Raw genomic sequence first — 26,277 nt, 5'->3', positions numbered from 1 at the left:
GTGCGACGATCGAATGAGTGCTTCCGGGCGGTCGAGCGCGTTCGAGACGGTACGTCGACGCCCTACAGTCCCTCTCGCCGCTCGCGCTAGATGCCAAGCTTAACACGCGACCGGTCCCGATTTCGAGCCAATGAGTACCGACGTGAGCCGGGGCCGAGCGTGGCTGATGGCCACCCGTCCCCAGACGCTGCCCGCGGGCGCCGCGCCGGTCGTCGTCGGCGCCGCGATCGCGGTCCACGAGGGCGTGTTCGCGCCGTGGCCGGCGCTGGCGGCGCTGGTCGGCGCCCTGCTGATCCAGATCGGGACGAACTTCGCGAACGACTACTACGACGCCGTCAAGGGCGTCGACGACGAGAGCCGCGAGGGCTTCACCCGCGTCACCCAGTCGGGGCTGATCCCGGCCGAGCAGGTCAAATTCGCGATGGCCGCCACGTTCGGGCTGGCGATCCTCCTGGGAACGTACCTCGTCTACGTCGGCGGGCTCCCCATACTGGTGATCGGTCTCCTGAGCGTCGCGAGCGGCTACGCCTACGCGGGCGGGCCCTATCCGCTGGGATCCCACGGGCTGGGCGATCTGTTCGTGTTCGTCTTTTTCGGCGTCGTCGCCGTCGTCGGGACGGTGTACGTGCAGGCCGCGGCCGTCCTCGCGGAGCCGCTGGCGACGACGATTCCCGCGGGGACGATCCCCGCCGTCGCGATCCTCGCCAGTCTGCCGGTCGCCGCGATCTCGACGAACATCATCGTCGTGAACAACGTCCGCGACATGGAGACCGACCGCGAGGCCGGCAAGTACACCCTCGCCGTGCTGATCGGCTACCGCTGGAGCCGCGTCGAGTACGTCGGCCTGCTGGCGCTGGCCTACGCCGTCCCCCTCCTGCTGTGGGCGACTCGCGACGCGTTCGGCCCCGGCGTCCTGCTGCCGCTGCTCACGATTCCGCTGGCCGCGAGCGTCGCCCGAACCGTCTGTACGCGCACCGACGGCGAGGCGCTCAACCCCGCACTGGAACGCACCGGGAAGCTGCTCGCGGCGTTCTCGGCGCTGTTCGCGCTCGGAGTGGTGATCTGATGGACGCCGAACTCCGGGAGTTCGCGATCGATCTCGACGCCCCGCTCGAAACGGCCGCGGGAACGATGGAGCGCCGCGAGGGAGTTCTGCTTCGCGTATCGGAAGTGGCCGCCGCGGGCGTCGGCGAGGCGACGCCGCTGCCCGGCTGGACCGAATCCCTCGAAACCTGCCGCGACCGCCTCGACGCGGCTGCAGACCGGCTGAACGACGACGACCCCGCAGCCGCGCTCGAAGCCGTCGACGGGTCGCCCGCCGCCCGCCACGCCGTCCACCTCGCGCTCGCGGACCTCCGGGCGCGACAGGACGCCGTCCCGCTGTACCGCTATCTCGGCTCCGTCGGCCGCGTCGAGCGCGTGCCGGTCAACGCGACCATCGGCGTCGGCTCGCCCGACGAAGTCGCTGCGGCCGCCGAGGGTGCCGTCGAGCAGGGGTTCCGATGTCTCAAACTCAAGGTCGGGTCGGACACCGTCGCGGAGGATGCCGAGCGCGTCGCGGCCGTCCGCGATGCGCTCCCGCGCGGGGTGGCGCTCCGGGCCGACGCCAACGGCGCCTGGGATCGCGAACGAGCGAGCGAGGCGTTCCGAGCGTTCGCCGACAGCGGCGTCGAGTACGTCGAGCAACCCCTCGCGCCGGACGATCTCGACGGACACGCCGCGCTCCGGCGTGACGCCGTTGGCGTCGGCGTCGCGCTCGACGAGTCGCTGCGGACGGCGTCGGTCGACGAGATCGTCGAAACTGGCGCGGCCGACGTGATCGTGCTCAAGCCGATGGTGCTGGGCGGGCTCGACCGCGCTCGCCGAGCAGCGCTGCGCGCGCGCCGCGTCGGCGTCACGCCGATCGTGACGACCACCGTCGACGCCGTCGTCGCCCGCACGGCCGCGGTCCACCTCGCGGCGTCGATTCCCGGGATCGATCCCTGCGGGCTGGCGACGGCCGACCGGCTCGCGACGGATCTCACGCCCGATCCCGCGCCGGTCGAGAGCGGCGATATCGCGATTCCGCAGGACGACGGACTCGGCACCGCCGGGCCGTGGGACGGAGGTGCCGACGCGTGACGGACTGGCCCCAGTCCGACTGGCTCGCGGCCCGCGCCGCGGCGTCGCCCGACGCCGAAGCGGTGATCGACACCGGGGCGAGCGCCGATGGTGACGCCGACGCGGGCTCTGAGGCCGACACCGGGGCGAGCGCCGGACGCGCCGCCCGCTGGTCCTACGCCGATCTCGATGCCGCGACCGACGCCGTCGCCCGATCGCTCGCGGCCCGCGGCGTCGCCCCCGGCGACCACGTCGGGACGCTGCTCGACACCGGCCTCCCGTTCGTGCTGGTCGTCCACGCCCTCGACCGGCTCGGCGCCGTGCTCGTCCCGCTGAACGTCCGGCACACCCCGGGAGAGCTCTCGCGAGCCTGCGAGAACGCCGACGTGACGACGCTGCTGTGCGACGCCGACACCGAGGCGAGCGCCCGCGAGGCCGCCGAGCGGTGCGCGGAGCCGCCCGCCGTGGTGTCGGTCGACGCGATCGACCCGAGCGCGACCGATCCGAGCGCTTCCGACCGGGATATCGACGACAGCGTGTTTCCCCGCGTCGAGCGGACCCCCGTCGACGTGCGCGTGATCCTGTTCACTTCGGGGACCACCGGCGAGCCGAAAGCCGTCCCGCTGACCGCGGGCAACCTGCTCGCCAGCGCCGTCGGGTCGGCGTTCCGGCTCGGCGTCGTACCCGACGACCGGTGGCTCTGCTGTCTCCCGATGTACCACATGGGCGGGCTGGCGCCCGTGCTCCGGTCGACGCTGTACGGCACCACCGTCGTCCTCCAGTCGACGTTCGACGCCGAGCGGACGCCAGCGGTCGCCCGCGAGTACGGCGTCACGGGCGTCTCGCTGGTGCCGACGATGCTTCGGCGGATCATCGATGGGGGCGCGGAGCTGCCCGACTCGCTGCGGTTCGTCCTGCTCGGCGGCGCGCCGGCCGGCACCGACCTGATCGACGCCTGCGAGCGCCGCGACGTGCCCGTCAACCCCACGTTCGGGATGACCGAGACGGCCTCGCAGGTCGCCACGGCGACCCCCCGCGAGGCGTTCGCACACGAAGGAACGGTCGGGCGACCGCTGCTCGGAACCACGGTGACGATCGTCGACGAGGACGGCGATCCGCTGCCGGCCGGCGAGACGGGCGAACTCGTCGTCGACGGGCCGACCGTGACGCCGGGCTACTACGGCGACGCCGCGGCGACCGAGGCGTCGTTCGGCGAGCACGGGCTGCACACCGGTGACGTGGGCTACCGCGATCGGGGCGGGCGCCTGTGGGTGCTCAACCGTCGCGACGACCGGATCGTCACCGGCGGCGAGAACGTCGACCCCGGGGAGGTGGTGGAGGCGCTCCGCGACCATCCGAAAATCCGCGACGCGGCGGTGCTCGGGATCGACGACGCCGAATGGGGCGAGCGCGTCGCCGCGCTCGTCGCGCCCGAGGACGCTGCGAACGAGCGGGACGCGGTCGAGACGCTCGACGCCGACGCGGTGCGCGAACACTGTCGCGAGCGCCTCGCGGGGTACAAGCTCCCGCGGACGGTGGCGTTCGCGGACGCGCTCCCCCGAACGGCGTCGGGCACCGTCGACAGGGAGCGCGTGCGCGAGACGCTACGCGACGCGGACCGGGAGATGGCGGGCGAGAAGTAGCTTCAGTCGCCGTCGGTGGCTTCGGAGACGGTGATCGCGCCGTGGCTGGTGACTGTGATCTCGCAGTTGGCGTAGGTGAACTGGACGCGGACCGGCTCGCCCGCCGGGAGCGGATCGTCCGACTGGACTACGTCGTCCAGGCGATCCCCGTCGATGGTGCTGTACAGCGACGGAAGCTCGTCCTGCTCGCGGTTACGGACTTCGGCGACGGCCGCGATTACGGCCGCGCTCGGTTGTTGGCCCGGGTCGAACGTGAACCGGTGCTCGTCACTCATCGTCATCCTCGACGACGCTCCGGCCGAAGTGATCGAACGGCTGGACGCGGGTGCTCTTGAGGATCTTCGAGTTCACGACGTCGAGTCCGAGGTCGTGGAGCGCGTCGCTGATCCGAGCGATGTCGTCGGTGTCGGTGCCCACGGCCTCGACCTGCAGGTTGTCGCTACCGTTGAGCACCTCTTGTGTCTGCACGACGCCGTTGACCGAACAGGCTTCCGTGGCGAGGCGGTCGCGATCGGCGCTCTCGGCGCTACAGATGAACAGCACGTGCAACTGGAGTCCCGCCTTGTCGTAGTCGATGTCGGGATGATACCCCCGGATGATCCCCTCGTCTTCGAGTCGCTCGATGCGGTTTCGTACGGTGCTCGCCGACACGCCGACGCGCTCGCCCATCTCCTTTGTCGTCAGGTGTCGCGCGTCCTGTTGGAGGAGAAAGAGGATCCCCTTATCGACGTCGTCGAGTTCCATCTCATGGTCACTCTGTTGCACCCCTAAATCACGTTTTCGTATTTTATGCCCCAAGACATTCATATTTTATAAAATTAAGATTATACGTTGCGGATTCCGTATATGTCTGCTACTTCTCTCGTTGTTGCAGGTACAAACACTACGAAATCAACACTGCGGAGTGCGGTCACAGAACGGTGCCCTCCATCGATTTCGGCCGACAGTGATCGGCGTGCGCATCGTCGACAGTGGGTTTATCGGCGCCGTCCGCGTACGTGTTCGCGTGTGCACGCTGACCCTCGCCTGGCAGGTGTTTCCCGACACGCCCGTCGCGGTCGCGGCGAACCGCGACGAGGCCGACGGTCGGCCGTCCGAACCGCCGGCGGTGCTCGAACGCGATCCCCGCGTCGTCGCGCCGCGGGACGCCGAGGCCGGGGGGACCTGGATCGGGTACAACGAACGGGGCCTCCTCGTCGCGATCACCAACCGGTGGAACGACGCCGACCTCGCCGGCGAGCGCTCGCGGGGCCTGCTCGTCCGCGACGCGCTCCGCCGGCCGAGCGCCGAGGCTGCGGGTCGATTCGTCGAACGAGCGGTCCGCGACCGCGAGTACGAGGGGTTCAACCTGGTGATCGCCGACGCCGGAGCGGCGCTGTACTACGAGTGGGACGGGAGCCTCGACTTCCTGCAGTTCGATCCCGGCGTCCACGTCGTCGTCAACGTCGGCGCCGACGGCCGGTTTTCGATCCCGAAGCGACGCCCTGACGCGGGCGAACGACAGGCGGAGAACGCGACCCGACTCCGCGAGGCGCTCGCGGTCGAACCCGGCGAGACGGCGACCGGCTGGATCGATCGGGCCGGCGAGGCGCTGGGCGACCACGAGTTCGGCGTCTGCATCCACGGCGACGGCTACGGAACGCAGTCCTCCTCGCTTATCGCGATCGGCCGGTCGGGCGCGACCTACCGGTTCGCCGACGGGCCGCCCTGCGAGACCGACTACGAGGACGTGACGCTGGCGCTCGACGAGTGATCGGCGAGCGCGATTGACGCCCGGTGGGCCGGTCGGGACGCCGCTGACGCCGCGGCGTCCTACCGATGCGGCTACTCGGCGACCTCCTGCCGGCGCGGCTACTCCGCGGCGGTATCCAACTCGCCCGTAGCCATTTTCTGGGTGACCACACTCGCCCGCGGCTATTTCGCGGCGGCGTCGCGCCCGTCCCGGCCAAGCCGTTCTTTTCAAGTGTCCCAACCGTCTACGGGGCTACAACGAATGAGCGAGGACTTCTACGATATTCTCGGCGTGAGTCAGGACGCGTCCGAGGACGAGATTCAGCAGGCCTACCGGAAGAAAGCCAGCGAGCTCCATCCCGACGTCAGCGACGACCCGAACGCCGAGGAGAAGTTCAAGAAAGCCCAGAAAGCCAAGGAGGTACTGACCGACGAGGAGAAGCGCAACGCCTACGACCGCCTCGGCCACGAGCGCTTCCAGGAAGCCGAGAAGCACGGCGGCTTCGACGGCGGTCGCGGCGGCGGTGGCGCGGGCGGCCCGTTCGGCGGCGGTGCGGGGGGACCGTTCGGCGGCGGCGGTGGCGGTGCCGGCGGTCCCTTCGGCGGCGCGGGCGGCGGAGGCGGCGGCATGGGCGACATCTTCGACCAGATTTTCGGCGGCGGTGGCGGCGGTCGCGGCCGCGGCGACTCCGGCCGGGGCGCCGACCTCCGGACGACACTGGAACTCGACCTCGAGGAAGCCTACGAGGGCGTCCAGAAGGAAGTGACCGTGCGCCGCCCCGAGAACTGCGACACCTGCGACGGCGCCGGCCACCCGCCGGACGCCGACGCACGAACCTGCCCGGAGTGTGAGGGCCGCGGGCAGGTCACGCAGGTCCAGCAGACGCCGCTCGGGCGCGTCCAGCAGACCCAGACCTGTCGGCGCTGCTCGGGACAGGGCGAACTGTACGAGGAAACCTGCAGCGACTGCGGCGGCGACGGACAGGTGACCAAGACGTCGACGCTGACCGTCGACATCCCCGCCGGCATCCAGGACGGTCAGACGCTCCGGATGGAGAACGAGGGCGAACCCGGCGACACCCGCCGACAGAACGGCGACCTGCTGATCGAGGTGTCGGTCGCGGACCACCCCGACTTCGAGCGCGACGGCGACGACCTCCAGCACCGCGAGCCGATCTCGTTCCCGCAGGCGACCTTCGGCGACACGATCGAGGTGCCGACGCTCGACGGCCCCGTCGAGATGGACGTTCCCGAGGGCACCCAGAGCGGGGAGACGTTCCGCCTGGAGAACAAGGGGATGCCGCGGCTCCGCGGTCGAGGCCAGGGCGATCTCTACGTGCAGGTCCAGATCGTCACGCCCGACTCGCTCAACGAGGACCAGCGCGAGGCGCTGGAGCAGTTCGCCGAAGCCGGCGGCGAGGAGATCGAGGTCGAGACCGGGTTCTTCGAGAAGATCAAGAACTCCTTCTGAGCGGGTTTCGGCCGTCGCAGTTCCCGTTTTTCGGTCTCCGACGTTTGCGGTAGCGACGGGTCCGCGACCGCCGGGTCGAGCGCCCGTAAACGGTAATTAACCGGCAAGTAGCCGGCGAGTAACTATGGGGAAACCGGGTGTTCCGACGGACGAGGGAACACGCGACATGACCGATACCGACCCCGATGCCGCAGGCGCCCCGACCGGCAGCGTTCTCGTGACCGGCCCGGCGCCGGAGCGATTCGAGCGCGCGACCGAACTCGTGACCGACGAGGTCGTCGTCGTCCCGGGGGTCGACGACCGCCTCGACGAGTCGCTCGCGACGGCGGACGCCGACGTCGCTGTCGTGCCCGAGAGCGGCGGCGCAGAGCCGCTCTCCGAGCTCGGTATTTCGGTCTCGGACCGGGTCGCTCGTCGGAGCGAGCCGGACGTCCTGGTGAGCGGCGACGCGCTCGCCGACGCGGGATCGGTCTGCCCGTTCACGCTGTTCCGCTTCCTCCACTTGCTACGGTGGCGCGTGGCGGGCACCGGCGGTCGGCTCGTGTGTACCCTCGGGGATGCGGTCGATCCGATCACGATCGAGACGATCGACGAGGTGTTCGACGAGCGCGTCCGGCTGGAGTCGATCCGGGACCGCCGACGCGTCGGCGGACTCCTGCCGTGACGCCCGCTCGTCGCTGACCGGTGCGTGCCGCCGGGGACACGGGGGTGGCCCCGGCGGGAATCTGCGCTCTTTTGACGGCGGCGTCCGAACGACCGCGCATGGAGAGTCTCGACGACGTCGTCGCGCGGGAGCGGCACTCGCAGGACCTCGCCGTCCGGGCCGCGGGTGAACCGGAGCGAACGTACACGTACCACCGATTCTGTACGACCGCCTGGAAGACGGGCAACTTCCTGCGACACCTCGGCGTCGGCGACGGCGTCGCCGTCGGCGTCGCGGCCGATCCGGTCCCCCAGTCGCTGCTGGCGTTCTTCGGCACGGCGCTGCTGGGCGGACGGACGCGATTCGATCCGCCGACCGAGTTCGACGGTCGCGCCGTGGTCGCCCGGAGTGAGGCCGTCGAGGCGTACGAACTGCCGGCAGGCGGTCAGCGCGTCGGCTACGGCGACGATCCGGCGGATCCCGCGACGCGGTACTTCGAGGAGGAGGTGTGGAGCGAGAATCCCTCTTTTCCGCCGGTCGATCGCGACCCGTCGACGCCGGCACTCGAAGACGCCGACCGCCGGTATTCCCACGCCGAACTCGTCGACGCCGCGGTCGAGGTGGCGTCGGAGTTCGGGCTCGACGCCGACGACGCAGTGGCGGTCCGCGCCTCGCTCGCCGATCCCCGGACGGTCGTCGCGGGCGCGCTGGCGCCGCTGATCGCCGGCGGTTCCGTGCTGTTCCCCGACGAGGACGCGCAGGGCGACGTCGCCGTCGCGCCGGTGGGCGACGCGGCGGACGCCCCCGAGTCGCGGTCGATCTCGCTCGACGACGTTTCGCTCTGAGCGGCGGCGTCCGGACGCCGCGGTGACGCCGAAACCGCTCAGCGCTTCGACCGGATCGCTTCCAGCGCCTCCGGATTCTCGATGCTGGAGAGGTCGCCCGGATCCTCGCCGGCGTAGGCCGCCGCCATCGCCCGGCGGATGATTTTCCCGCTCTGGGTTTTGGGGAACTCGTCGACGAACAGCACGTCGCGCGGGCGGAACGGTTTGCCCAGCTCGGTACCGACGTGCTCGCGGAGTTCGAGCCGGAGATCCTCGGTTCCTTGCCTATCGGATTCGAGTACCACGTAGGACACGACCGCTTGCCCGGTCGTCTCGTCGGGGACGCCGACGGCGGCGGCCTGGTTGACGGCGCCGTGGTCGATCAGCGCGCCCTCCACCTCGGCGGGGCCGACCTTGCGCCCGGCGACGTTGATCGCGTCGTCGGCCCGTCCGTGGAGGAACCAGAACCCGTCGTCGTCGACCTGCGCCCAGTCGCCGTGATCCCAGAGGCCATCCCAACTCGACCAGTACTCCTCGAGATAGCGCTCGTCGCCGCTCCACAGCGACTTCGTCATGGAGGGACAGGAGTCCCGGGCGACCAGAAAGCCCTGCTCGCCGTCGGCGGCGACCGATTCGCCCGACGAGTCGACCACGTCGACGGCCATCCCGAGCCCCGGCCCGCCGAGGGTGCAGGGCTTGAGCGACTGGGTCGGCATCGGCATCAGGAAACAGCCCATGATCTCGGTGCCGCCGGAGATGTTGATGATCGGGCACTCTCCGTTCCCCACGTGCTCGTAGAACCAGCGCCAGGACTCGGGATCCCAGGGTTCGCCGGTCGAGCCGAGCAGGCGCAGGCTGGAGAGGTCGTGGTCGTCCACCCAGTCCTCGCCGTGCTTGCGCAGCGCCCGGATCGCCGTCGGCGAGACGCCGAACGCCGTCACGTCGTGGTGATCGATCATCTCCCAGAAGCGGTCGGGATCGGGGTAGTCCGGCGCGCCCTCGTAGAGCACGACGGTGCCGCCGAAGGCGTGGTTGCCCAGCAGCGTCCAGGGGCCCATCATCCAGCCGATGTCAGACACCCAGAAAAAGCGGTCGTCGGGCTCGTGATCGAAGCCGAAGTAGATCTCCTTGGCGGCCTGCAGCAGCGCCCCGGCGTGCGTGTGGACGATCCCCTTCGGCTCGCCGGTCGTCCCCGACGAGTACAGCAGCATCGATTCCTGATCGCTCGGGAGCGACTTGGTTTCGTACTCGTCGTCCTGCGGGTCGACGGCGTGTTTCCACCACTGGTCGCGCTCGTCGCGCCACGGGATGTCGGCGGCGACGTCCGGGTCGCCCGATCCCAGCCGGTCGTAGACGATCGTGTCCTCGACGTGGCCCGCCTGTCCGATCGCCTCGTCGGCGGTGTCCTTGAGGAAGACGGGGTCGCCCCGGCGGTAGAACCCGTCCGCAGTAAATAGCACCGAGCACTCGGCGTCGTCGATCCGGGTCGCGACGGCGTCGACGCCGAAGCCCGAGAAGATCGGGACGGCGACCGCGCCGACTTTCAGGCAGCCGTAGAGAATCGGGACGACCGCGGGCACCATCGGCATGTAGATGCCAACGGTGTCGCCGGTGTCGATCCCGCGAGCCTCCAGCGCGTTGGCGACCCGGTTCGTCTCGGCGGCGAGGTCGGCGAAGGTGATCTCTCGAACCTCGCCGCCCTCGCCCTCCCAGAGCACGGCGACGTCGTCGCGCGCCTCGGCGTCGGCGGCGTGGCGGTCGACGACGTTGTGGGCCGCGTTGATCCGGCCGCCGGGGTACCAGTCGGTGAACTGCGGCCCCTCGGCGTCGTCGCGTACTTGATCGTACTCTTCGTAGAACTCGACGCCGAGGTAGTCGACGATCTCGTCCCAGAACCAGTCGATCCCCGACGCTTCCTCGCCCGCCACGTCGCCGGTCGTGCGGGCGATCAACTCGTCGTAGTCGTCGATGCCGTACTCCTGCATGAACTCGGAGACGTTCGTCGACTCGACGAACGCCTCGGTGGGCTCGTGGACGACCTCGTCGACGTCGCTGAGAGATGGCATGGCGTACGCGCAAATTTTGCACGAACGATTAAGAAGTTTCGCGCCGCCGATCGGTCCGCGGCCGCGCGGAGCGGATCGCCCCACGAACGGCCACCGCCGTCGGTAACGTCTTTGTCGCGGAGCGAGTAGTACCGGACATGTACGTCCGGGACGCGAAGAACCGCGAGGAGGTGTGGCTCTTGGATCACATCGAGGAGATGGGCCTCGACGCGACCGCGTTTCGCTCGCGCGACTACGTGATCGCGATCGACGAGCGGTCCGGGACGAAAGCCGGCTTCGGACGGATCCGCATCCACAAGCCCGACGACGGCGAACGCTGCGAGCTCACGAGCATCGGCGTCCTGACGGGCTGGCGCGAGCAGGGCGTCGGCGCGCACGTGCTCGAACGGCTGATCGAGCAGGCCCGCGATCAGGGGTTCGAGCGCGTCTACAGCCTCACCGACGAGCCGGGGTATCTCGCGCAGTTCGGGTTCCAGAGCGTCGCCGCCGAGGAACTGCCCGAGAAGCTACGAGAGCGTCTCGACGCCAAGCGCGAGGCGAGCGCGCCGGACGCGACGCCGGTCGTCGTCGACGTCGACGAGTTCGAGATGCCCGACCGGCTGCGCGAGCGGTTCAAGCACGCCGACGAGGAGGAGACCGAGTCCGACCCCGACGAGAACGCCGAGGACTTCGGCATCGATCCCGAATCGGCGACCTACAAGTACGACACCGGTCGCTGAGCGGGGAGGAGAGCGCAAAATCGCACGTCGGAGGGCCGCAGATCAGCGGTTGCGGAACGGCGTTTTCGACCCGGGTACGTCTTCGGTCCGGGGCGCGGCGTCGTGACGCCGCCGTTCAGGTCGAGAGAACGGCCGCGAGAACGGACGTGTCGTCGACGCCCGCGGTCGCTTCTTCTTTCTTCTCTTCTGCTCTGGTTCGGTTGCGGCGGTAGTTCCACGTCATACCAGAACCGAGGGGACGGGGAGTTAAGAATCAATTGTCGGGGTGACAAATTGGAGGATAGTTCACGACAGACGAGAGCGGGGCGCTGTAGTGGGTTGAGGGAAGATTTGGGATTACGAAAGCCGTCGGATCGGCGGATGTGGAAGATTCTAGTTGATAGTTTTTCCGGGAACCTGTCGGAATGCGAGTCGGTATCGACGGTCTGGATCGATCGCTCACCCTGCCTCGGGCTCCTCGCCGATGCCGTACTTGAACGCGATCCAGCCGATCACGCTGATAAAGAGGATCGGCGGCAGCATCACGAACACCCACAGCGGCTTGAGCCCCCATTGCAGGACGAGCGCGACGCTGGTCAGTCCGAGCACGAGGAACGGGAGGATCGCCAGCGTGGCGCGCAGGCGACTCGTTCCCGGCCCGTCCTCGGCGTCGTCGACGTCGGGAATGGGAGCGTCCATCAGTCGACCTTCGGTCGTCCGGCGGCAAAAACGAACCGGTCGGCGGCGTCCGGACGCCGCCGTCGGGTCGCGCGTCGCGACGAGTTCGGCGTCGACGGTCGCCAATCCTTAAGCCGGCACCATCCATCGTGATAAACAATGTTCGATTCCGACGACTTGGAGGAGATCCGTTCCAAGAAGGAGGAGTGGGAGGCCGAGCAGGTCGACCCCACCGTGGAACGGTTCGGCGAGCGCCAGGAGCAGTTCAGGACCGATACCGGGGGCCAGCCCGTCGACCGGCTGTACACGCCCGCCGACGTCGCCGAGCAGGACTACGACGAGGAGATTGGCTTCCCCGGCGAGGAGCCCTACACCCGCGGCGTCTACCCGACGGGCTATCGCGGGCGGCTCTGGACGATGCGCCAGTACGCGGGGATGGGCACCGCCGAGGAGACCAACGAGCGCTTCCGCTACCTGCTCGATCAGGGTCAGACCGGACTCTCGATGGCGTTCGATCTGCCGACCCAGATGGGGTACGACTCGGACGACCCGATGGCCAGCGGCGAGGTCGGCAAGTCCGGCGTCGCCATCGACTCGCTCCGGGACTTCGAGACCGTCTTCGAGGGCATCGACCTCTCGGAGGTTTCGACGAGCATGACGATCAACGCGCCCGCGTCGGTGCTGCTGGCGATGTACATCGCGCTCGGGGACCAGCAGGGCGTCGATCGCGAGGAACTGCGAGGGACCATCCAGAACGACGTGCTCAAGGAGTACGTCGCACGGAACACCTACATCTACCCGCCCGAGCAGTCGATGCGGATCATCACCGACGTGTTCGACTTCTGCGCCGCCGAGACGCCGAAGTTCAACACCATCTCGATCTCGGGGTACCACATCCGCGAAGCCGGCGCCACGGCCGCCCAGGAGATCGCGTTCACGCTCGCCAACGGCATCGAGTACGTCGAAGCGGCGCTGGAGGCCGGACTCGACGTCGACGAGTTCGCCCCGCAGCTCTCGTTCTTTTTCGCCTCGTACAACAACATCCTCGAGGAGGTCGCGAAGTTCCGCGCCGCCCGGCGGATGTGGGCGAAAATCATGGACGAACGGTTCGACGCCGAAGATCCCAAATCGAAGCAGCTGAAGTTCCACACCCAGACCGCCGGCTCGACGCTGACCGCCCAGCAGATCGAGAACAACGTCGTTCGCGTGGCGTATCAGGCGTTGGCGGCGGTGCTGGGGGGCACCCAGAGCCTCCACACCAACGGGAAAGACGAGGCGCTCGCGCTTCCCACGGAGGAATCGGTGCGGACCGCCCTCCGTACCCAGCAGATCCTCGCCCACGAGTCCGGTGCCGCCGACACGATCGACCCGCTGGGCGGGAGCTACTACGTCGAGTCGCTCACCGACGATCTGGAGGACGAAGCCTTCGAGCTCATCGACGAGGTCGACGAGCGCGGCGGGATGCTCCGGGCGATCGATCAGCAGTGGGTCCAGCGCGAGATCCAGGACGTCGCCTACGACCGCCAGCAGAACGTCGAGTCGGGCGACCGGATCATCGTCGGCGTCAACGAGTTCCAGATCGAAGAAGAAGAACAGGCGATGGACCTGGAAGAGGTCACCGAGGAGGACGAGCGCCGGCAAGTCGAACGGCTGGAGTCGGTGCGCGAAGAGCGCGACGACGAGGTCGTCGAGGACCGGCTGGCGGCCGTCCGCGACGCCGCTCAGAGCGAGCAGAACCTGATGCCGCCGCTGATCGACGCGGTGAAAGCCTACGCGACGGTCGGCGAGATCTGTAACGTGTTGCGCGACGAGTTCGGCGAGTATCAGGGCGGCGGGGCCGTTTGAGCGTCCCGCTTGTCTCCGGTCGGCGGCGTTCGGTCACCCACCCAGGGCCAGTGGCGCCACGACGTTGAGCACGAGATCGGTCGCGAGGTGGGCGGCGATCGCTCCGACGAGTCCTCGGCGCCAGTAGAGCCATCCGAAGACGACGCCTGCGAGCCCGTTCAGCGTCAACGTCCGGACGACGACGGCGGCGGTCATCTCGAAGGTCAGGGCGGCGGCCGAGAGGTGAAGCGCACCGAACCCAACCGCGCTCGCGACGATCGCACCCCAGACGATCGACTGCGATGCGTCGGTCCCGTCCGGCCGATTCCCCCGAAATATAGTCGTCGCGACCCACACCAGCCCGGTGAGCAGGCCGAACCGCAACAACAGCTCCTCCGTGATGCCGCCGTACAGCACGAGCAGCCAACTCCGCCACTGAGCGGGCGCTTCAACGTTCCCAGCCGTCGACACACGCGGTGCGAACACCCACGCGTCCAGCGCGATCAGCGCAACTCCCACGAGTGCGCCCGCTGTCGCCGGTACGAGCAACGGCTGCGAGCGCAGGCTGGGCTTCCACCTGTCGAACGTCGGCGCGTCGAATCCGATCGCCGGACCGGCGCGGAGCCCCACGATCACGGCGCCCGTGACCAGCAACCCGTTCGTGAACACGAACCCCGCGGCGACCGCGATCGGTTCGCCACCCGACTGAAGGGCCAGCACGTACGGAGCCCCGGCGAGCACGCCGAGGACGCCGACAGCTGTCAGGAGCGCGAACGGGCGTCGATCGACGGGAAAGGAACCGCCTGCGGACCGCGTCGCGACATCGCTTCTCCCTGCCGCTGCCGTCGCCGTCCTCGAGTCGTTTCTGCCGTGGATGTACAGAAACAGCGGGACGTAGATGATCCAGCTTCCGAGGACGACGGCGACCGTGGCCGACTGACTCGCCGGGACGTTCGTCGTCACGGTGTCGAGAGCGCCGACGATCGCCACGATCCCGAACAGGACGAGCGCCCCCGGACTGTCCAGCCAGTCGTAGACGACACCGACGAGCGATCCGACGATCGTTCCGATCGCCAGCCGGAACGCCGGTCCGACGATCGCCGTGATCCAGAACACGATCTCCGGGGAGAGATCTGTGCGACCGGCTGGCATCGCAGTCCGGAAATCCGCGATCACCTCGGCGCGGCCGAGCACGAGCGTCACCAGGACGAACGCCCCGGTCGCGACACCGACGGCGCTGCCAGCGACGACGCCCGCGCCAGCGGGATCGTTGTCGCTCATCGCCACTCAGTCCAGGCTGACGGCGGTCCCGTAGGCGATGATCTCGGCGCCCTTGCTGACGACCTCGGCGGAGTCGAACCGGACGTTGACCACCGCGTCCGCGCCGAGCTCTTCGGCGTCCTGTCGCATTCGGTCGAGAGCTTCCTCGCGCGCCTCCGACATCAGCGACGAGTAGGACTTGAGCTCCCCGCCAGTCACGTTCCGCAGCGACTGGGTGATGTCTCGACCGACGTTCCGGGCCTTGACAGTGTTGCCCCGCGCGACGCCGAGTACTTCCTCGATATCGCTGCCGGGGACCGTTTCGGTCGTGGTGATCTCCATACTATTATATGTATTTTGAAACTATATAACTTTTAATTGTCATTTCGGGGCAAAACGCCCGATCGCCGGATTGGGACCCGAACTGTGAACTTCCCTCGGGATGTCGGTTCTCGTATGCACTTCGACCACGCCGGGATCGCGACGAACGATCTCGACGCCGCGGCGGAGCTGTACGGCGAGCTACTGGGCGCCCCGGTCGCCCACGAGGAAGAACTCGACGGGCTTCGGATCGCGTTTCTCGATCTGGGCGACGGCTTCTTCGAGTTGCTCGAACCGATCAAACACGCCACCGTCGCGCGCTTTCTCGACAAGCACGGCCCCGGCGTTCACCATCTGGCGGTGGCGACCGACGACATCGAAGCGGCGCTGGAGACCGCACGAGAGATGGGCATCGACCTGATCGACGAGGAGCCGCGAGAAGGTGCTTGGGGGCACGACGTGGCGTTTCTGCATCCCGACGACACGGGCGGCGTGCTGATCGAGTTCGTCGAGCACTAGCAGCAGTTGGTACTACGATTTCCGTATTCAGAGGGCGGCGTGAAACTCGCGTTCAGTACAGGATGCAAACCGTTCGCTTACTCCGAGATCCTACTGTACAAAGCGCCAACGACGACGACACCAATCAGAACCGCACCAATCCATCGGACGAGGCTGCCATAGGCGAACAGTGGCAGCGCAACGAGTGAAATGAACGCCAGTGATAGTCGGATTAGTTCGGGACCTTCGACAGCGAGATAGACCACTCCAGCGACGACAAGGCCAATCCCTAGCGCAGCGAGAAGTGACATGAATCCGAACGAGTCTCGAAATGTGAGGCCGACAATAGCAAACACGAGACCAATAAGGACAATACTCGACTCGGAGAGCGTGGGGGAACTCCTGTGCTTTTGGAGGGCGTCCATAGAGTTCATGTCAACCATTATTGCTTAAATATCTGCCGTTCAGTAGGCACACGGGGCTCCCGAACCACGCGATCCATTTTCAACCGCATTTCCGAATACGGAACCGCGCTAGCCACTACTGCTGGGAGTACGCGATCACGTCTGAACGCCTCGAAAGCTCTTACTGCGCTTCTGGCGACTGCTGGTCCGGACGACTACTCCTCGAAAGCCCTCGGCACGCTCCGGTCGCGCGGCTCGCTTCGCTCCGCTTCGGTGCTACTTCGCCGATTTTCCCGGAGCGCGGCTCGCCCTTTTAGTCCGCCAGAAACCGACCGCAACCTCCACCTCCCCAACCTGTTCCGCGCCCACGGAGGGGCGCGAGAGCCCTCGCGCGCGTTGCTCACGCGCGCCGGGTGATCTGATCAGCCCTTGATGTTACACACCGGGAACGTCCGGGCGACCTTGTCGCCGATCCCCAGCGCGTCGGAGACGCGCACCACCTCGTCGACGTCTTTGTAGACGCCAGGCGCTTCCTCAGCCACCGTGGCGCCGCTCTGGGCCTTGACGTAGATCTGTTGCTGTTCTTCGAGATCGTCCTGCACGTCGCCGCCCCAGAACTCGTTTTTCGCCTGCGTCCGGGACATCAGTCGGCCGGCGCCGTGAGCCGTCGAGCCGAACGTCTCGGCCATCGACTGGTCGCCGCCCCGGAGGACGTAGCTGCCCGCGCCCATGCTGCCGGGGATGATGATCGGCTGGCCGACATCGCGGTACGCCGCGGGCACCTCGGGGTGGCCGGCGGGGAACGCCCGCGTCGCGCCCTTTCGGTGGACGTACAGGCTCTTCTCCTCGCCGTCGACCTCGTGGGTCTCCTTCTTGGCGATGTTGTGGGCGACGTCGTACAGCAGCTGCATCTCCATCTGCTCCCACGTCCGGTCGAACACCTTCTCGAACACCCGGCGCGTGCGGTGCATGATGAGCTGCCGGTTCACCCACGCGAAGTTGATCGCCGCGCACATCGCGCCGTAGTACTCCTCGGCGAGCTGCGAGCCGGCGGGCGCCGACGCGAGTTCCTTGTCGGGCAGCTGGTCCAGCAGTCCCGAGTGGGTCTTCTCGATCTCTCGGAGGTAGTCGTTGCAGGTCTGGTGCCCGAGACCTCGGCTCCCGCAGTGGATCAGCACGACGATCTGGTCCTCTTCGAGGTCGAACTCGTCGGCGACGTCCTGGCGGAACACGTCGGTGACGCGCTGGACTTCGAGGAAGTGGTTCCCGCTGCCGAGGCTTCCGAGCTGGTTTTTCCCGCGGTCCTTGGCCTTCTGGGAGATCGCGCTCGGATCGGCGTCGGGACGCCGCCCTTCGTCTTCGCAGGCCCGGAGGTCGTCCTCGACGCCGTACCCCTCCTCGACGGCCCACTCGACGCCGCGCTCCAGCACCGCTTCGACCGTGTCGATTCCGCTCTCGACGATGCCGCCGCCGCCGAGTCCCGACGGAACGTTCGCAAAGAGCGCGTCGACGAGCTCCTCTTCCTTGCCCTGCACGTCGTCGTACGTGAGGTTCGTCGTCATCATCCGGACGCCGCAGTTGATGTCGTAGCCGACCGCGCCCGGCGAGATGCAGCCGTCTTCGGCGTCGAGCGCGCCGACGCCGCCGACCGGGAAGCCGTACCCCTGGTGGCCGTCCGGCATGCAGATGGCGTACTTCGAGATCCCGGGCAGGTGGGTCGCGTTCTTGAGTTGCTGGAGCGTCTTGTCCTCAGAAATCTCGTCGAGCAACTGCTCGCTGGCGAGCACGCGCGCCGGCGCGCGCATCTCTCCCTCCTGTGGAATCTCCCAGACGTAGTCCCGCAGTTTGTGCAGGGTGATACCGTCGGCGTCGTAGGTGGTCATACCCGTATATCGCCTCGCAGCACCGGAATAGGTTTCGAGTCGTCGCCGCACCGACGTGTCGTCGGTCGGTGACGGACGGACAGACGCCGTCAGTCGTCTCCGGGCACGCCAGCGCGCCCGGACGCCTCGGCGTCCTCCGTGGGTTCGCGCAGCCAGTTGTCGACCGCCAGCGGGCCGCTCCCCGTGATAAGGAGCATCGACACCATGCCGTACAGGGTGACGTGGGCAAGCACCGGATCGTCCGGCAGTCCGAACAGCGTCAGCGTGAACATCAGAAATGCGACGGCGGCGCCGCCGCGCGTGAACACGCCGAGGAACAGCGCGACGCCGAGCGCGAGCTCGGTCAGACCCGCGCCGAGCACCCAGAGTCCGGCGTCGACGGGCACGACCGCCGTGAGGTCGTACTTCGCGACGACCGCCAGTCCCGTGCCGGGCGCGAGCAGCTTCTCGACGATCCCGAGGTACGCGAACGCGATCCCGAGACCGGCCCGGACCACCGTCGGCGCGTAGCGCTCGTAGGGCTCGATCACTCCGTCGAACCAGTCCGCAAGTCCGTAGACGGGGTCGAAGCGCCCGTAGATCGTCCCCGGCGTCCCGGCGACCTGCTTGAGCATGTGATCCGCGCTGGGCCGGCCGCTGCCGACCAGCACGATCGCGATGAACCCCGGAATGTACTCGAACGCGAGCAGCAGGTCGGGGGCGAACGGCAGCGCGACGAGGTAGGCGAGTAACCCGATCGCCGCCACGGCCCGCGTTGCGAGGCCGAAGAGGAGCAGGAAGCCGACCGCGACCTGGAACACGCGCACCGACCACATCACTTCGGGGCTGAAGAAGTAGCCCGCGAAGCCCGCGCCCACGAGGGGAAGCCCCAGCGAGAGCCGGAGCATCCACGGGACCAGATCGCGATACCCCGACAGCGTCTCGCGGAGCACGGCCAGATCAGTCCGGGCCGGGCGGAATCGCAGGTACGCGACCGCGCCGGCCAGCGTCGCGACGGCGCCGCCGCCGACCAGCGCCAGATTGAGCGGCTCGGAGAGCACGTCGACGGCGAACGCCAGCCCGGCCTGTCCCTCTTGCTCGTCGGAGACGTACCTGACGTGGGCCGCCGCGGGCTGAACGAGCAGCCACAGCGCCGCAACGATCGCTCCCGCGTACCCCGCCATATGACGGTTCATGGCCGGTACTTGGGGAGCCAGAGTAAAACGTGATCCGCTTCGGGACGCCCGAACGCGGACCCCGCGCCGAAACTCAGACGTCGAAGACGACGTACGCGCGCCAGCCGTCCGCCGTTTCCGCGATCTCCATCTCGGAGTAGGTGACGGCCTTGATCTCGCGGGCCGACACCACAGACAGCGGGACGCCGCGGGCCGATCCGTGCAGTTCGAACTCGCCGCTTCGCTCGGCGATCTCGACCTCGTTGTCGACCGGCAGCACGCCGCGCACGTCGCGCTGGTAGATCAGTTCGTCGAGATAGTCAAAGAGCAACGCCTCCCGGCTTTCGGCGTCGACGCGCACGTCGAAGCGCTCGCCCTCTCCGGGGACGTCGTCGCACATCGCCGCGGCCAGCCCGTCCGCGACGGCCCCGGCGACGGCGTCGAACGTCGGTCCCTCGGCCTCGACGGCCACGTCGGCCGTGTGATCGCGCAACTCGTAGCTCACTGCGCTAACGGACGGGAGTGGCGACCGTCAATCGGTCGGTTCGGCGGCGGCGCACCGGATCGTCAGTCAGCGGATCGCAGCGAGTCTGCCGGTGTGTTGCCGAGCGAAGCGAGGCAACGCCCGGCAATCGACCGGAGGGAGATTGCCGGTGGAATTATATTCGCGTCCCGAATACGTACCGGTAGTGAGCGTCAACGTCGACACGAGCGTCGTCGCCCCCGGCAGCGACGACCGCCTGGAGGACGCCTGGGACCTCAAGGAGACCATTCGCCAGTCCGACGGGGTGCTCAAGCAGCGCCGCAGCTTCTTCGCCGACGCCTACCGACGATCCACGGTCCACCTGCTGGTCGACGGCGACGACCTCGTGGGTTTCGCGGCGGTACGCCGGGACGGCTACATCCTGTTTCTCGCGGTCGCGCCCGGCTATCGCGGCGAGGGGTTCGGCAAGCGACTCGTCGCCACCGTGGCGGAGGAACACGACTCGGTGACCTGCCACGCCCGCGCGACGAACGACAGCGCCCTGCAGTTCTACGAGTCGCTGGGCTTCGAGATCAAGCGCCGCATCGACGCCTACTACGAGGACGGCGGCGACGCCTACTACCTCAAACTCGGCGACGACGCGGGCCTCGCGAGCAAGCTCAGCGATCTCGTCCGGCGCCGATAGTCTCGCGGCTCAGCGACTCGCTGTGCGCTGCCGTCGGGCGTCCTCGATCACGTCGATCGCAGTCTCGATGTCGTCGACGAAGAACAGTTCCGCGTCTCCGTCGTCGGTTTCGATGCGGAGTCGCGCCCGCAGGCCGCCGCCGAACAGCGCTTCGAGCGGACTGCGGAGGATGGCCCCGAGCGACCGGCGGGCTGGTTCGGTCGTAACGGTCTCGATCGCCTCCAGCGGCGCGTCGACGTGCTTGCCACCGAGCGTGTCGTCGAACGAGTGCGGGCGAAACCCCACGCGCCGGTCGGTTACGAACAGCTTCCCGCCGACCGCCCGGCGCCGGTTCTGGGTGTGGTTCGCGCGCGCCTCGAATCGCACCGCCTCGTCGTCGTCGAGATCGAACTCGTCCCGAGACGGCTCGCCCAGTAGCCGCATGAACACGTCGAGCGCCGACATGATCGCCACACCGGGCGCTTACAAGTTGAATTTATCGACGTTCCTCGGCAGGAATCCCCGTCGGAGCGCGCCGGTCATGGGCTTCACGCCTCCTGCGGTCGACATCGTTACTACTACCGAGTCGAAAGAGCGCCCGTGGACGAGACGATCGAGTGGCTGCGCGGGCGTCCGTACTACGAGGGCCAGATCGCGGACCGGCGCGTCGTCCCCGGAAGTGACGCCGACCTCGCAGCTCTCGACGTCGAGGATCGGCTGGCGGACGCGCTGGCCGACCGGGGTATCGAGTCGGCGTACGCGCATCAGGCCGATGCGATCGAGAAGATCCGCGACGGGCGCAACGCCGTGCTGGCGACGCCGACCGCGAGCGGCAAGAGCCTCGCGTACACCGTCCCGGCGTTCGAGCGGGCGCTGGACCGCCGGGCGACGACGCTGTATATCGCCCCGCAGGTCGCGCTGATCAACGATCAGGCCGAGACGCTGTCGGATCTGGCTCACGACCTGGGCTTCGCCAGCGGCGTCACCGTCGACCGGTACACCGGTCGGCTCTCGAAATCCGAGAAGGAAAGCGTCCGCGACCGGCAGCCCACCGTACTGCTGACGACGCCCGACATGCTCCACTACGGCATCCTGCCCCACGGCCACCGGCTGTGGGACTGGTTCTTCCAGCGCCTCGAAACCGTGGTGATCGACGAAGTTCACGAGTACCGCGGCGTGTTCGGCAGTCAGGTCGCGCTCGTGATGCGCCGACTCCAGCGCCTGTGCGAGCGGTTCGATTCGGATCCGCAGTTCGTCTGTTGCTCGGCGACGATCGCCAACCCCGCCGAGCACGCCGGGAACGTGACCGGCCAGCCCGCCGACTCGTTTTCGGTCGTCGACGAGGACGCTTCGGCGTCCGGCCCGACCCACTGGCTGCTGTGGAACCCGCCGGAGTACGAACGCGAGAATCAGGGTTCCGGTCATCGGCGCTCGAACCACGTCGAGGCCAAACGCCTGTTCGTCGACCTCGTCGGCAAGGGCTACCAGACGGTCGTATTCACGCGGGCGCGCCAGACCGCCGAGCGCTACGCGAGCGACAGCGCCGAGGAACTGCGAGACCGCGGCTTTTCGGACGAGGCCGCAGGCGTCACCGCGTATCAGGCAGCGCTCAGACGCGAGCGTCGCGACGAGATCGAGGCCGGGCTCCACGACGGCGACATTCGGGGCGCCTGGAGCACGAACGCGCTCGAACTCGGCGTCGACATCGGCGGGCTCGACGCCGTGATTCTGGACGGCTACCCCGGGACGAAGATGGCGACGTGGCAGCAGGCCGGGCGCGCGGGACGGGGAACAGATCCCTCGCTCGTCGCGCTGGTCGCCGGCGAGGACCAGCTCGACCAGTACGTGATGCGCACGCCCGAGGAGCTGTTTTCCGGCGATCCCGAGCACGCCGTCGCCAACCCCGAGAACGACCAGCTCGTCCCGCCGCACGTCCTCGCAGCGGCGCGCGAGAACTGGCTCTCGGCCGGCGACGAGCGCCACTTCGGCGCCCAGTTTCCGGACGTCGTCGCGGAGCTGGAGTCCGTCGGCGACCTCGAGCGCCGGACGACCAACGAGGGCGTCCGCTGGACGGCCGACGTCGACGGCAGCCCGCACCACGAGATGAGCCTGCGCTCGATCGACGATCGCGAGATCCAGCTCCTCGACGCGCGCTCGGGCGACGCCATCGCCAGTCTGCCGTTCGGCGACGCGCTCCGGGACGCCCATCCCGGCGCGATCTACCACCACCAGGGCCAGCGCTACGAGGTGACCGAACTCGATCTGGAGCGGGATCTCGCGGAGCTCTCGCCGACGTGGACGGACTACCATACGCGCGTCCTGCACGACAAGGAGATCACCGTTGAGCGCGACATCGACGAGCGACGGCTTTCCGACCGCGACACCGTTGAGCAAAGCTCAACGAGCCCTGACTCGGCTTCGCCTCGTCAGGATGACGTGACGGTTCGCTTCGCGGAGGTGACGATGCGCAAGCAGATCACCGGCTTCGAGCGCCGCGACGCCAAGCGCGGCGAGCCGATCGCCCGCGAGACGCTGAACCTACCGGAGACGACGCTCCGGACGCGCGCGCTGTACTTCACCCAGCCCGATTCGATGCAGGCCGATCTCCGGGCGACTGCGACGGATTTGGAGGACACGTTCGAGGGCGCGATCCACGCCGCCGAGCACGCGCTCATCTCGCTGTTCCCGCTGCAGGTGCTGTGTGACCGGCGCGACATCGGGGGCCTGTCGACGCCCCGGCATCCCCACACCGGCGAGAGCACGATCTTCGTCTACGACGGCTACCCCGGCGGGGTCGGGCTGACGCGCGAGGGGTACCAGCGCCTGCCGGAGATGCTCGGCCGCACGCGAGAGCTGCTCGCGGAGTGTCCCTGCGACGACGGCTGTCCGAGCTGCGTGCAGTCGCCCCACTGCGGGAACGCCAACGACCCGCTCTCGAAGGGGCTGGCGCTGGATCTGGTCGATCGGCTGCTCGATCCTCAGTAAGTTACGGCTTGCTCGAATACCTCGGGACCGGAACAGCGGCGACCAACACCGCGAAAGTCCCACCCGCGATGCCTGACTGATCAGCCGACACGGGCGGGACTGAAAGGGGCTGCCGGCTCCGGGAAGACGGGCGACCGTAGCACGCGAGCGAAGCGAGCACGCGCACGGAGCCCCTCGACCGAAGCCGGCGGGGGCTTTCGTGGTGGTCGTGACACTACCGGAAGGCGCATCTCACGATCAAACGCTTCGTACTGCTCCGGTCCTCGCAACTTCTTTCAACACCACGCTCCCTTTGACTGGTATGAATCCGCTGTGGGCCGCGCTGGTCGGCGGCGTCGTCGCGCTGCTCGCGGTGTCGGCGATCGCGATCGTTCGCGTCGACCGGCCCGGCGGGGCGTGGGGGCGCCGCCTCCGCTCTCGCCTCCTGCTCGGCGTCCCCTGGGGGACGCTCGTCTCCGTGGCGTTCGTCCTCGCGGTGTACCTGTTCCTCCAGCGAGGGTACTGGTACTGGTTCGACCCCGTGACGATCCCGTTCCGGTCGTGGTCGTATCTCTACCCGACGGGATGGCTCGCATCGGGCTTTTCCCACGCCGGCCCCGGCCATCTGCGGGGTAACCTCCGGGCGACGCTCGTGCTCGCGCCGATCGCCGAGTACGCGTGGGGGCACTTGCCCCAGGAGCGAGGCAGCAACTCGTTCGACTCGTGGCGCACGAACCCCTGGATCAGGGCGTTCGTGATCTTCCCGGCCGCGGTGCTCGGTCTCGGACTGCTGACCAGTCTGTTCGCGCTCGGCCCCGTCATCGGCTTTTCGGGCGTCGTGTTCGCGTTCGCCGGGTTCGCCCTGGTCCACTACCCCGTCGCGACGGTGGTCGCACTGCTGGTCTCCAGCGTCGTCTCGACGGTCGTCCCGGCGCTGCTCGACCCGGTCGTGTCGGTGACGGTCTCGGCGAGCCCGCCCTCGCCGCCGTCGTGGGCCGGGATCGCGATCCAGGGCCACGCGCTCGGGCTCTTTCTCGGGCTGGTGCTCGGGCTGGCGGTGCTGTACCGCCGCGAGGGGCGGCCGAGCGCCGCGCGCGTCTGGCTCGCCGCGCTCGTGTTCGCCGTCGTACAGGGGCTCTGGGCCGTCTACTGGTTCCGCGGCGGCGGGACGTACGTCCTGTACCGCGGCGTCGGCGTCGCGCTCGTGCTGTTGCTCGCGCTGCTGGTCACCGTCGCCGCCGTGGCGTCCGATCGGCCGCTGGTTTCCCGAAAGCGAACGCTGATCGATCCATTTTCGCCCTTGCAGACGGCGCTATCGATCGCGTTGATCACCGGACTGTCGCTCGTCGTGTACCTGGGCGTCGGTCCGGCGTTCGTCGGCAGCGTCAGCGTGGCTGTCGCGATAACAGTCGGGATACAGATACTATACACGATGGTCGTGTGGGTAGCTGGCTCCGACCGGTCGCCGTTCGGAGGGATCACCCGCCGCCACGTCGCCATCACTGCCGTCCTGATCGGTCTGGCGGTGCTGGCCGGGCCGGGGATCGTCCCAAACCTCGTCACCGTCGGCGACGACGCCGTCCCCGAGGGCGAAGCCGTCGACGTCGAGGACTACACCGTCACGTACGCCGAGAACGTCACCAATCAGATGGTGTCCGTGATCGAGATCGAGGCGGCCGGCGAGACGACCGCGGTCAAGACCAGCGGGGTGATCGTCACCAGCGAGCAGCGGCACCTCTGGTTGCGTCAGGCATCGAGCCAACGACTCGCCTACACCGGGGAGGTACGCTTCCGACTCGGCGGCGTCGGCTGGAGCGAGCGGGTCGTCGCCACCCGCCAGGGCTGGACCGCGGCGGGCAACGACACGGCCTATCAGGTGTGGCTCGATTCCGCCAGCGGTCCGAAGCGCCACGCGTTCGCGTCAGAAAGCTACACGGCCGAACCGCGGATCGACAACCGCTCGGTGTCGGTCGTCCCGGAGGAAGGGGAGTTCTACCTCCGGGTCGAGCGCGACAACGGGTCACTCGGTCGCGTCGCGATTCCGGACGCCGGCGCCGTTGCGGACGCGGGCGGGGTGACGTTCTCGACCGAGCGTCGCGACGGCCGACTCGTCGTCACGGCCGAGCGAGGCGGCACCAGCGTCGCCGTAGCCCGCGAGGAAGTGTACCGGTAGTCAGGACCACTCGATCCGGAAGACCTCGGCGTCGAGCGCCTCGCTGTCGGCGTCGTGGAACTCGAACTGGCGCTCGATGTCCAGCTCCGCGCGGAACGCGTGCGTGACCTCGCCCCCGTTGTCGTCGGCGAACGCCTCGACGAACTCGGCGCTGTCCTCGTTGTGGATCGAATACGACACCGCCGCAATCTCGCTGGCGGTCTCCAGAAACGCCCGGTCGGCGTGTTCGTTACCATCCTGAGCGCCGAAGGGCGGGTTCATCACGACGGTTGCGTCCTCGACCGCCAGCGGCGCTCGGGTGGCGTCGGCTTGCACCCACCCGATCTCGGCGGCCGTACCGACCCGCCGCTCGTTCTCCCTGGCGGTTCCCAGCGCGGCGCGGTCGACGTCGACGCCGACGACCCTGTGCGGGCCCCGGAGCGCGGCGCCGAGCGCGAGCATCCCCGTTCCCGTCCCGAGGTCGACGACCGTCCGATCCTCGACGTCGCCCTGCAGGTCCGCGACGTGGATCAGGTGGGCCGCCAGCTCCGGCGGCGTGGGGTACTGTTCGAGTTCGGCGCTCGGGCTCTCGAAGCCCGCCACGACCGCCAGCTGCTGGGCGAGCTGCCGCTTCGTACTCATGTCCGACGCTCGCACGCGGCCGTCGGTCCGTCGTCCTGTGCCTGCCCCGCGGCGGCGTCGGTTCGCACCGGCGCGACGCCGTCGCCGCGGCGTCGTACGATCGGTCGGTCGACGAGGGGCGTCCGCGTGATGGTCATACTGGACGACCATACACGGTGTGAATTCAAAAACGT

At 68.4% G+C, this 26,277-nt stretch carries 26 protein-coding genes; 13 read left to right on the top strand and 13 right to left on the bottom strand.

Annotated features, from left to right (window positions below; all coding sequences use genetic code 11):
- The first annotated feature begins 130 nt into the window (after nt 1-130).
- From NO931_RS08845 to NO931_RS08835, 3 genes are read left to right on the top strand one after another with little or no spacing between them, the layout of a single operon-like run.
- Entirely contained in the window at nt 131-1,066 is a 936-nt protein-coding gene (locus NO931_RS08845) for a 1,4-dihydroxy-2-naphthoate polyprenyltransferase (protein ID WP_256391295.1), read from the top strand.
- On the top strand, nt 1,066-2,121 hold the full coding sequence (gene menC / locus NO931_RS08840) for an o-succinylbenzoate synthase (RefSeq protein WP_256391294.1): 1,056 nt from the start codon (nt 1,066-1,068) through the stop codon (nt 2,119-2,121). The genes NO931_RS08845 and menC overlap by 1 nt, the downstream gene beginning before the upstream one ends.
- On the top strand, nt 2,118-3,743 hold the full coding sequence (locus tag NO931_RS08835) for a class I adenylate-forming enzyme family protein (protein ID WP_256391293.1): 1,626 nt from the start codon (nt 2,118-2,120) through the stop codon (nt 3,741-3,743). Before menC ends, NO931_RS08835 begins: the two co-directional genes overlap by 4 nt.
- A gap of 2 nt (nt 3,744-3,745) precedes the next feature.
- Here the strand turns inward: NO931_RS08835 and NO931_RS08830 are convergent, their stop codons facing one another.
- Both NO931_RS08830 and NO931_RS08825 read right to left on the bottom strand, forming a co-directional pair.
- A complete protein-coding gene (locus tag NO931_RS08830) occupies nt 3,746-4,018 on the bottom strand; it encodes a HalOD1 output domain-containing protein (RefSeq protein WP_256391292.1) in 273 nt (90 codons plus the stop codon).
- Nucleotides 4,011-4,487, bottom strand: a complete 477-nt coding sequence (locus NO931_RS08825; RefSeq protein ID WP_256391291.1) for an Lrp/AsnC family transcriptional regulator — start codon at nt 4,485-4,487, stop codon at nt 4,011-4,013. The genes NO931_RS08830 and NO931_RS08825 overlap by 8 nt, the downstream gene beginning before the upstream one ends.
- 262 nt (nt 4,488-4,749) lie before the next feature.
- On the opposite strand from NO931_RS08825, the gene NO931_RS08820 reads away from it, so the two are divergent.
- The 4 genes from NO931_RS08820 to NO931_RS08805 all read left to right on the top strand — a co-directional run bounded on the left by NO931_RS08820 (nt 4,750) and on the right by NO931_RS08805 (nt 8,433).
- Nucleotides 4,750-5,496 (top strand): NRDE family protein, encoded by a 747-nt coding sequence (locus NO931_RS08820; RefSeq protein ID WP_256391290.1) that lies wholly within the window; start codon nt 4,750-4,752, stop codon nt 5,494-5,496.
- A gap of 240 nt (nt 5,497-5,736) precedes the next feature.
- Nucleotides 5,737-6,945 carry a molecular chaperone DnaJ gene (dnaJ, locus tag NO931_RS08815; protein WP_256391289.1) on the top strand — a complete coding sequence of 403 codons (1,209 nt, stop codon included), beginning with the start codon at nt 5,737-5,739 and terminating at the stop codon, nt 6,943-6,945.
- A gap of 166 nt (nt 6,946-7,111) precedes the next feature.
- Entirely contained in the window at nt 7,112-7,609 is a 498-nt protein-coding gene (locus NO931_RS08810) for a DUF7504 family protein (protein WP_256391288.1), read from the top strand.
- A 98-nt stretch (nt 7,610-7,707) separates the two neighbouring features.
- Nucleotides 7,708-8,433 (top strand): hypothetical protein, encoded by a 726-nt coding sequence (locus NO931_RS08805; protein WP_256391287.1) that lies wholly within the window; start codon nt 7,708-7,710, stop codon nt 8,431-8,433.
- A gap of 38 nt (nt 8,434-8,471) precedes the next feature.
- On the opposite strand, the gene NO931_RS08800 is transcribed toward NO931_RS08805, so the two are convergent.
- Complete coding sequence (locus NO931_RS08800) at nt 8,472-10,478, bottom strand: AMP-binding protein (protein WP_256391286.1); 2,007 nt, start codon at nt 10,476-10,478, stop codon at nt 8,472-8,474.
- 137 nt (nt 10,479-10,615) lie between these two features.
- Between NO931_RS08800 and NO931_RS08795 the strand changes: the two genes are divergently transcribed.
- Nucleotides 10,616-11,197, top strand: coding sequence for a GNAT family N-acetyltransferase (locus tag NO931_RS08795; protein WP_256391285.1), 582 nt, complete (start codon nt 10,616-10,618; stop codon nt 11,195-11,197).
- Nucleotides 11,198-11,635: 438 nt separating this feature from the next.
- Here the strand turns inward: NO931_RS08795 and NO931_RS08790 are convergent, their stop codons facing one another.
- Nucleotides 11,636-11,875 (bottom strand): DUF8142 family protein, encoded by a 240-nt coding sequence (locus NO931_RS08790; protein ID WP_256391284.1) that lies wholly within the window; start codon nt 11,873-11,875, stop codon nt 11,636-11,638.
- 138 nt (nt 11,876-12,013) lie between these two features.
- On the opposite strand from NO931_RS08790, the gene NO931_RS08785 reads away from it, so the two are divergent.
- Nucleotides 12,014-13,699, top strand: a complete 1,686-nt coding sequence (locus NO931_RS08785) for an acyl-CoA mutase large subunit family protein (protein WP_256391283.1) — start codon at nt 12,014-12,016, stop codon at nt 13,697-13,699.
- 33 nt (nt 13,700-13,732) lie between these two features.
- Here NO931_RS08785 and NO931_RS08780 read toward each other — a convergent pair whose 3' ends face one another.
- Together NO931_RS08780 and NO931_RS08775 are read right to left on the bottom strand one after the other, a co-directional pair.
- Nucleotides 13,733-14,959, bottom strand: coding sequence for a CPBP family intramembrane glutamic endopeptidase (locus NO931_RS08780; protein ID WP_256391282.1), 1,227 nt, complete (start codon nt 14,957-14,959; stop codon nt 13,733-13,735).
- Between the two features lie 6 nt (nt 14,960-14,965).
- Complete coding sequence (locus tag NO931_RS08775) at nt 14,966-15,280, bottom strand: YbjQ family protein (RefSeq protein ID WP_256391281.1); 315 nt, start codon at nt 15,278-15,280, stop codon at nt 14,966-14,968.
- A gap of 114 nt (nt 15,281-15,394) precedes the next feature.
- Between NO931_RS08775 and mce the strand changes: the two genes are divergently transcribed.
- Nucleotides 15,395-15,778, top strand: a complete 384-nt coding sequence (gene mce / locus NO931_RS08770; protein WP_256391280.1) for a methylmalonyl-CoA epimerase — start codon at nt 15,395-15,397, stop codon at nt 15,776-15,778.
- A gap of 77 nt (nt 15,779-15,855) precedes the next feature.
- On the opposite strand, the gene NO931_RS08765 is transcribed toward mce, so the two are convergent.
- The 4 genes from NO931_RS08765 to NO931_RS08750 all read right to left on the bottom strand — a co-directional run bounded on the left by NO931_RS08765 (nt 15,856) and on the right by NO931_RS08750 (nt 19,703).
- Nucleotides 15,856-16,182, bottom strand: a complete 327-nt coding sequence (locus tag NO931_RS08765) for a hypothetical protein (protein WP_256391279.1) — start codon at nt 16,180-16,182, stop codon at nt 15,856-15,858.
- Nucleotides 16,183-16,583: 401 nt separating this feature from the next.
- Nucleotides 16,584-18,044, bottom strand: a complete 1,461-nt coding sequence (locus NO931_RS08760; RefSeq protein ID WP_256391278.1) for an RtcB family protein — start codon at nt 18,042-18,044, stop codon at nt 16,584-16,586.
- An 89-nt stretch (nt 18,045-18,133) separates the two neighbouring features.
- Entirely contained in the window at nt 18,134-19,219 is a 1,086-nt protein-coding gene (locus NO931_RS08755) for a DoxX family protein (RefSeq protein WP_256391277.1), read from the bottom strand.
- A 73-nt stretch (nt 19,220-19,292) separates the two neighbouring features.
- Nucleotides 19,293-19,703, bottom strand: a complete 411-nt coding sequence (locus NO931_RS08750) for an archease (RefSeq protein WP_256391276.1) — start codon at nt 19,701-19,703, stop codon at nt 19,293-19,295.
- Nucleotides 19,704-19,887: 184 nt separating this feature from the next.
- Here NO931_RS08750 and NO931_RS08745 point away from each other — a divergent pair, with 184 nt between their 5' ends.
- A complete protein-coding gene (locus NO931_RS08745) occupies nt 19,888-20,367 on the top strand; it encodes a GNAT family N-acetyltransferase (protein WP_256391275.1) in 480 nt (159 codons plus the stop codon).
- Between the two features lie 9 nt (nt 20,368-20,376).
- Here NO931_RS08745 and NO931_RS08740 read toward each other — a convergent pair whose 3' ends face one another.
- Nucleotides 20,377-20,820: a PH domain-containing protein gene (locus NO931_RS08740; RefSeq protein ID WP_256391274.1), complete on the bottom strand. Its 444-nt coding sequence runs from the start codon at nt 20,818-20,820 to the stop codon at nt 20,377-20,379.
- Nucleotides 20,821-20,946: 126 nt separating this feature from the next.
- Between NO931_RS08740 and NO931_RS08735 the strand changes: the two genes are divergently transcribed.
- Both NO931_RS08735 and NO931_RS08730 read left to right on the top strand, forming a co-directional pair.
- The gene (locus tag NO931_RS08735) at nt 20,947-23,331 is read left to right on the top strand and encodes a DEAD/DEAH box helicase (protein WP_256391273.1); all 2,385 of its coding nucleotides are present in this window, start codon (nt 20,947-20,949) and stop codon (nt 23,329-23,331) included.
- Nucleotides 23,332-23,632: 301 nt separating this feature from the next.
- Nucleotides 23,633-25,483 carry a rhomboid family intramembrane serine protease gene (locus tag NO931_RS08730; RefSeq protein ID WP_256391272.1) on the top strand — a complete coding sequence of 617 codons (1,851 nt, stop codon included), beginning with the start codon at nt 23,633-23,635 and terminating at the stop codon, nt 25,481-25,483.
- Here the strand turns inward: NO931_RS08730 and NO931_RS08725 are convergent, their stop codons facing one another.
- Both NO931_RS08725 and NO931_RS08720 read right to left on the bottom strand, forming a co-directional pair.
- The gene (locus NO931_RS08725) at nt 25,484-26,104 is read right to left on the bottom strand and encodes an METTL5 family protein (RefSeq protein ID WP_256391271.1); all 621 of its coding nucleotides are present in this window, start codon (nt 26,102-26,104) and stop codon (nt 25,484-25,486) included. It abuts the gene before it with no gap.
- On the bottom strand, nt 26,101-26,241 hold the full coding sequence (locus tag NO931_RS08720) for a hypothetical protein (RefSeq protein ID WP_256391270.1): 141 nt from the start codon (nt 26,239-26,241) through the stop codon (nt 26,101-26,103). Before NO931_RS08720 ends, NO931_RS08725 begins: the two co-directional genes overlap by 4 nt.
- Nucleotides 26,242-26,277: the final 36 nt, after the last annotated feature.

The sequence above is a fragment of the Natronoarchaeum rubrum genome (assembly GCF_024494695.1).
Note: the sequence above shows the minus strand (reverse complement) of the source record. Positions and strands in the feature narration are given on the sequence as shown.

Bases quoted from the DNA above. Each gene is read 5' to 3' on its own strand.
- NO931_RS08775 (WP_256391281.1), bottom strand. From the start codon at position 15,280: ATGGAGATCACCACGACCGAAACGGTCCCCGGCAGCGATATCGAGGAA.
- NO931_RS08810 (WP_256391288.1), top strand. From the start codon at position 7,112: ATGACCGATACCGACCCCGATGCCGCAGGCGCCCCGACCGGCAGCGTT.
- NO931_RS08845 (WP_256391295.1), top strand. From the start codon at position 131: ATGAGTACCGACGTGAGCCGGGGCCGAGCGTGGCTGATGGCCACCCGT.
- NO931_RS08765 (WP_256391279.1), bottom strand. From the start codon at position 16,182: ATGGACGCCCTCCAAAAGCACAGGAGTTCCCCCACGCTCTCCGAGTCG.
- NO931_RS08790 (WP_256391284.1), bottom strand. From the start codon at position 11,875: ATGGACGCTCCCATTCCCGACGTCGACGACGCCGAGGACGGGCCGGGA.
- NO931_RS08795 (WP_256391285.1), top strand. From the start codon at position 10,616: ATGTACGTCCGGGACGCGAAGAACCGCGAGGAGGTGTGGCTCTTGGAT.
- NO931_RS08755 (WP_256391277.1), bottom strand. From the start codon at position 19,219: ATGAACCGTCATATGGCGGGGTACGCGGGAGCGATCGTTGCGGCGCTG.
- NO931_RS08785 (WP_256391283.1), top strand. From the start codon at position 12,014: ATGTTCGATTCCGACGACTTGGAGGAGATCCGTTCCAAGAAGGAGGAG.
- NO931_RS08760 (WP_256391278.1), bottom strand. From the start codon at position 18,044: ATGACCACCTACGACGCCGACGGTATCACCCTGCACAAACTGCGGGAC.
- NO931_RS08780 (WP_256391282.1), bottom strand. From the start codon at position 14,959: ATGAGCGACAACGATCCCGCTGGCGCGGGCGTCGTCGCTGGCAGCGCC.
- dnaJ (WP_256391289.1), top strand. From the start codon at position 5,737: ATGAGCGAGGACTTCTACGATATTCTCGGCGTGAGTCAGGACGCGTCC.
- NO931_RS08825 (WP_256391291.1), bottom strand. From the start codon at position 4,487: ATGGAACTCGACGACGTCGATAAGGGGATCCTCTTTCTCCTCCAACAG.
- NO931_RS08720 (WP_256391270.1), bottom strand. From the start codon at position 26,241: ATGACCATCACGCGGACGCCCCTCGTCGACCGACCGATCGTACGACGC.
- NO931_RS08800 (WP_256391286.1), bottom strand. From the start codon at position 10,478: ATGCCATCTCTCAGCGACGTCGACGAGGTCGTCCACGAGCCCACCGAG.
- NO931_RS08830 (WP_256391292.1), bottom strand. From the start codon at position 4,018: ATGAGTGACGAGCACCGGTTCACGTTCGACCCGGGCCAACAACCGAGC.
- NO931_RS08805 (WP_256391287.1), top strand. From the start codon at position 7,708: ATGGAGAGTCTCGACGACGTCGTCGCGCGGGAGCGGCACTCGCAGGAC.
- menC (WP_256391294.1), top strand. From the start codon at position 1,066: ATGGACGCCGAACTCCGGGAGTTCGCGATCGATCTCGACGCCCCGCTC.
- NO931_RS08725 (WP_256391271.1), bottom strand. From the start codon at position 26,104: ATGAGTACGAAGCGGCAGCTCGCCCAGCAGCTGGCGGTCGTGGCGGGC.
- NO931_RS08730 (WP_256391272.1), top strand. From the start codon at position 23,633: ATGAATCCGCTGTGGGCCGCGCTGGTCGGCGGCGTCGTCGCGCTGCTC.
- mce (WP_256391280.1), top strand. From the start codon at position 15,395: ATGCACTTCGACCACGCCGGGATCGCGACGAACGATCTCGACGCCGCG.